At 63.6% G+C, this 1,526-nt stretch carries 3 protein-coding genes; all 3 read left to right on the top strand.

All coding sequences use genetic code 11. From position 1 onward, the window contains the following. On the top strand, window positions 1–304 hold a 304-nt coding region (locus AYR66_RS14510), incomplete at its 5' end, for an ABC transporter permease subunit (RefSeq protein WP_420093103.1). Window positions 305–306: 2 nt separating this feature from the next. Continuing rightward, a complete protein-coding gene (locus tag AYR66_RS14505) occupies window positions 307–1,314 on the top strand; it encodes a branched-chain amino acid ABC transporter permease (RefSeq protein WP_088708075.1) in 1,008 nt (335 codons plus the stop codon). 85 nt (window positions 1,315–1,399) lie between these two features. Next, window positions 1,400–1,526 (top strand): nitroreductase family protein (locus AYR66_RS30080; protein ID WP_234815037.1); only part of this gene is annotated, 127 nt, incomplete at its 3' end.

The raw sequence follows: 1,526 nt of genomic DNA, 5'->3' as shown, positions 1-1,526 counted from the left end.
CCCCGCCTATGTGACGGCGGTATTCGGCCTCGGCTCGGCGCTCGCCGCACTGGCCGGCGTGGTTGCCGCGCCCATCATCCAGATCACGCCGCTGATGGGAGGCCAGGTCATCATTGTCCTGTTTGCGATCGTCGTGATCGGCGGGATGGGTTCCATCCTGGGTGCAGCCGTCACCGGCCTGTTCCTCGGACTGGTCGAAGGGATTGCGCGCGTGGTGTATCCCGAGGCATCCAGTACCGTCATTTTCCTCGCCATGGTGATCGTGCTGCTGATCCGTCCGGCGGGACTCTTCGGAAGGGAATAAGCATGCGTGATCAAAAAACCGTTATCGCCCTGCTGTGCGCGGCGGCCGTGCTGGCCGCGCCGCTGGTGTCGTACCCGATCTTCCTGATTAAGGTCTTGTGCTTTGCATTGTTCGCCATCGCCTTCAACCTGGCGCTCGGCATTTCCGGATTGCTGTCCTTCGGTCATGCGGCCTTTTTCGGCGGCGCTGGCTATGTCGCCGCGGCTGTGGCGCGCGACTGGTCCTTCAGCTTCGAGGCGGCAATAGCCGCAGGCGCCGCCTACGCGGCGGTGCTCGGCCTCGCCTTCGGCGCCCTCGCGGTGCGCCGCAAGGGGATCTACTTCGCGATGATCACCCTCGCTCTGGCGCAGCTGGCGTATTTCGCGATCTTCCAAACGCGCTACTTCGGCGGGGAAGACGGATTCCAGGGCGTGCCGCGGCCCGCACTGCTGGGTATCGTCAGCCTGGACAGCGACCTGGTCCTCTATTACGTCGTTCTGGCGGTGGTCTGCGCCTTGTCCTTCTTCACTTGGCGGCTGATCCATTCGCCCATGGGCCTGGTTCTGGCATCGATACGGGAATCGGAGAACCGCGCCACTTCCGTCGGCTACGAGGTGGACCACTACAAGGTGTTCCTGTTCGCCGTCTCGGCCGCCCTGGCGGGCGTGGCAGGATCGATGAAAGCCATCACGCTCGGCTTTGCCACCCTCACTGACATCGACTGGAGGATGTCCGGTACGGTCGTCCTGATGGTCCTGGTGGGCGGTATCCGTTCCTGGTATGCGCCGGCGCTCGGCGCACTGGTCATTCTCGCCGTCGAGAACAAGGTCGGCGAACTCGGCGTATGGCTTGCCCGGACAACGGATATTGCCTGGTTCGGCACGCTCGGCGACTCGGTCACCATCATCACGGGCCTGATCTTCCTGCTGTGCGTGCAACTGTTCCGCGACGGAGTGAGCGGATTATTGAAATCGCTGCGCCTCGCGCTGCCGGCGCCGGGGATGCGGCTGATCGACAAAGAGGTGAACTGAAATGGGTAACATGCACAGTTGCGATTTTCGTCCGGCAGCGGACGCTACAGGATTGACGGCTCCATGCCTGGCGGTGGACAAGGTCATGCGCGGACGACGCTCGGTACGGGCCTTCCTGCCCGAGCCGGTGTCCAGGGAAACGGTGGAGGAGATCCTTGCGGTGGCGCGGTTTGCCCCGTCCGGGACCAATATCCAGCCCTGGAAAGTGCGCG

This window comes from Noviherbaspirillum denitrificans (assembly GCF_002211445.1).
GTDB classification, from domain to species: Bacteria; Pseudomonadota; Gammaproteobacteria; order Burkholderiales; family Burkholderiaceae_D; genus Noviherbaspirillum; species Noviherbaspirillum denitrificans.
This window is presented reverse-complemented; position numbering and strand designations above follow the sequence as displayed.